Origin of the sequence: Streptomyces hygroscopicus subsp. hygroscopicus (assembly GCF_001553455.1) — a bacterium.
GTDB classification, from domain to species: domain Bacteria; phylum Actinomycetota; class Actinomycetes; order Streptomycetales; family Streptomycetaceae; genus Streptomyces; species Streptomyces hygroscopicus.
The window spans coordinates 1-3,142 of the sequence record NZ_BBOX01000398.1; the positions used below are offsets into that span (position 1 = coordinate 1).

At 71.0% G+C, this 3,142-nt stretch carries 3 protein-coding genes; 1 reads left to right on the forward strand and 2 read right to left on the reverse strand.

The window, feature by feature from the left end:
* Positions 1-3: 3 nt before the first annotated feature.
* Together AXW62_RS33280 and AXW62_RS33285 are read right to left on the reverse strand one after the other, a co-directional pair.
* The gene (locus tag AXW62_RS33280) at positions 4-681 is read right to left on the reverse strand and encodes a potassium channel family protein (RefSeq protein WP_030834322.1); all 678 of its coding nucleotides are present in this window, start codon (positions 679-681) and stop codon (positions 4-6) included.
* The gene (locus AXW62_RS33285; protein ID WP_030834325.1) at positions 678-1,346 is read right to left on the reverse strand and encodes a potassium channel family protein; all 669 of its coding nucleotides are present in this window, start codon (positions 1,344-1,346) and stop codon (positions 678-680) included. The genes AXW62_RS33280 and AXW62_RS33285 overlap by 4 nt, the downstream gene beginning before the upstream one ends.
* Positions 1,347-1,984: 638 nt before the next feature.
* Between AXW62_RS33285 and AXW62_RS33290 the strand changes: the two genes are divergently transcribed.
* A partial coding sequence (locus AXW62_RS33290; RefSeq protein WP_060947750.1) for an ATP-binding protein occupies positions 1,985-3,142 on the forward strand: 1,158 nt, incomplete at its 3' end.

Here is a 3,142-nt window from a genome sequence, read left to right on the forward strand (position 1 = left end):
TAGCTAGCCGGCGGCGTCCTGGCGCTGGACGGACAGCAGCTGCTCCAGCTGCTCCTCGCGCGCCTGGGCCGCGACGAACAGCAGCTCGTCACCGGCCTCCAGCACATCGTCCTTGTTCGGGGTCAGCACGCGGGTGCCGCGGATGATGGTGACCAGCGTGGTGTCCTCCGGCCACTCCACGTCGCCGACCCGGGTGCCCACCAGCGCGGCCTCCGGCGGCAGCGTCAGCTCCACCAGGTTGGCGTCGCCGTGGCTGAAGCGGAGCAGCCGCACCAGATCGCCGACGCTCACCGCCTCCTCGACCAGCGCCGACATCAGACGCGGGGTGGAGACGGCGACATCGACGCCCCACGCCTCGTTGAACAGCCACTCGTTCTTGGGGTTGTTGACCCGGGCGACCACCCGGGGCACCCCGTACTCGGTCTTGGCGAGCAGCGAGACGACCAGGTTGACCTTGTCGTCACCGGTGGCCGCGATGACCACGTTGCAGCGCTGCAGCGCCGCCTCGTCCAGGGAGGTGATCTCGCAGGCGTCGGCCAGCAGCCACTCGGCCTGCGGCACCCGCTCCACCGAGATGGCGGTCGGCGCCTTGTCGATGAGCAGCACCTCGTGCCCGTTCTCCAGCAGCTCGCTCGCGATGGAACGCCCCACGGCGCCCGCGCCGGCGATGGCAACCCTCACCGGTTCACCTCCTCGGGACCCTTTTCGAAAGCCGCCTCGACCTTCGCCACCTCATCGGTGCGCATCATCACATGCACCAGGTCGCCCTCCTGGAGCACCGTCTCGGAGGTGGGCAGCATCGCCTCGCCGAGCCGGGTGAGGAACGCGACCCGCACCCCGGTCTCCTCCTGGAGCCTGCTGACCTTGTGGCCCACCCAGGAGGGGGAGGTGTGCACCTCGGCCAGCTGCACCCCTCCGCTGGGGTCCCGCCACAGCGGCTCCGCGCCGGACGGCAGCAGCCGCCGCAGCATCTGGTCGGCCGTCCAGCGCACGGTGGCCACGGTCGGGATGCCGAGGCGCTGGTAGACCTCGGCGCGGCGGGGGTCGTAGATACGGGCGGCCACGTTCTCCACGCCGAACATCTCCCGGGCGACCCGGGCCGCGATGATGTTGGAGTTGTCGCCGCTGCTGACCGCGGCGAAGGCCCCGGCCTCCTCGATACCCGCCTCGCGCAGGGTGTCCTGGTCGAAGCCGACACCGGTCACCCGGCGCCCGCCGAAGCCCGCGCCCAGGCGGCGGAAGGCGGTGGGGTCCTGGTCGACGACCGCGACCGTGTGCCCCTGCTGTTCCAGGGTCTGGGCGAGCGCCGCGCCCACCCGGCCACAGCCCATGATCACGATATGCATGCGTCCTACCCCGCACTCCCGATGACAGTGCCGACCTGCACAAACACCCTGCTCACATCTTCCTTCCAGGACGTACGGGGCGACAGCGGGGCGGGGCCCCGGTGCCGGTGCGCGGGGGCGACGGGGGTCGGCCGCCGCGGCACCTGTTCCCACCGTATCCGTCCCGGTGGCCCGTTCCTTTCGTCCGTGCGCGGCGGTCGCGCATGAACGTGGTGACATGCGACATACCGGCAAGGTTCCCACGGTGCTTCGGCGGTGGTCGGTGGTGATCGGTGGTGAGCGGAGGTGGTCGGAAGTGATCGCAGGTATACCGAGGGCGGTGATGGCGACGATCATTTCCGCTTGCGGACGCGCAGTGAAAATGCTGTCGGCAAGCGGCTTCGGCCACTACGGTGGGCCCGGACCGCGACGCTCCATCCGCGGTCGCGCCACCTCATCTTCGCCTGATATCCAGGAGCTTCACCGAAACCACATGACAAGTACCGGGCCCGCACCACCGGTTCGACCTTGTTACGGATGTCGGACACTCGGTCACGACATGGCTAAGATGATCGTCGTATTCCGTTTTCGAACGGGACATCAGGGCACTGAACACTCTTTCCGCGCCCGCGCCCGCGTTCTCCTGCACGAGGTTCCTGATGACTGATCACATATCGGAGGCGGTGAGCTGGTGTCTGGCCGTCGCGCTTCTCGTCGTCCTGGTGCTCCTGATCCGCCAGCGCCGGATCACCGCCGGCGTCCGCAGGCGCAGCGCCACGCTCGAGGACAGCCTGCGGTCCCGTGACGAGGAGGTGCAGCACCTCGTCGACGTACGCCTCCCCTCGATCGCGGACGCGCTGAGCCAGCCCGGCCCGCTGCCGGGCCTGCGGGACGAGAAGCTGGCCGGTACGGCCTTCGCGCAGAGCCTGCACGCCGTCATGGAGCAGTTCACCCGCACGGTGGACAAGGCGCAGGCACGGGCCGAGGCATCCGCCAAGGCGGCGCTCAAGGCGTCGATGCGCGCCGTCCAGGGACTCGCGAACGAGCAGCAGGTCTTCATCTCCGAGATGCAGGAGCGGCACGACAACCCCGATGTGCTGCGGGACCTGCTGGAGATCGACCACGCCAACGCCCAGTTCGGCCGGCGCGCCCAGGCCATCGCCGTGCTCTGCGGCTCCTGGCCCGGCCGGCAGCGGGTGGCCTCCTCGCTGACCGATGTCGTCCGCGGCTCCAAGTCGCGCATCCGCGACTACCAGCGGGTGCAGGTGCACTCCCTGATCGACGTCGCGGTGGTGAGCCGGGCCGTGGAGCCCGTCGTGCTCGCGGTCGCCGAGCTGCTGGACAACGCCGCCCGCCACTCGCAGCCCAACACCAGCGTGGAGGTCAGCCTCCAGCCGGTGCACAACGGGGCCTGCATCGTGATCGACGACGCCGGTGTCGGCATGGACGGCCTGGAGGTCCAGCGGGCCGCCGCCCTGCTCTCCGGTCAGCGCGCCGTGGACGTCTCCCGGCTGGGCGACCCGCCGCAGTTCGGCTTCGCCGTCGTGGGCCTGCTGGCCGCGCGGTACGGCTTCAGCGTCTCGGTGGACACCCGGTCCCCGTACGGCGGGGTGCGCGCCGTGCTGTTCCTGCCGACCGCGCTGCTCACCCATCTCGACGCCGACGGCGGACAGCCGGGCGCCGGGGCCCACGACCCCCAGGGCGCCGAGCCGCTGCACACCCTGCCCTCCCGCCGGACCCGCGCCCCCAGAAGGCAGGCACCGGCCGCCCCGCCCCAGGCCCAGCCTCCGGTACCCGATCCGGCGCCGGCCCCGGCG

Coding starts and splice junctions, on each gene's coding strand:
- AXW62_RS33285 (WP_030834325.1), bottom strand. CDS start 1,346: ATGCATATCGTGATCATGGGCTGTGGCCGGGTGGGCGCGGCGCTCGCC.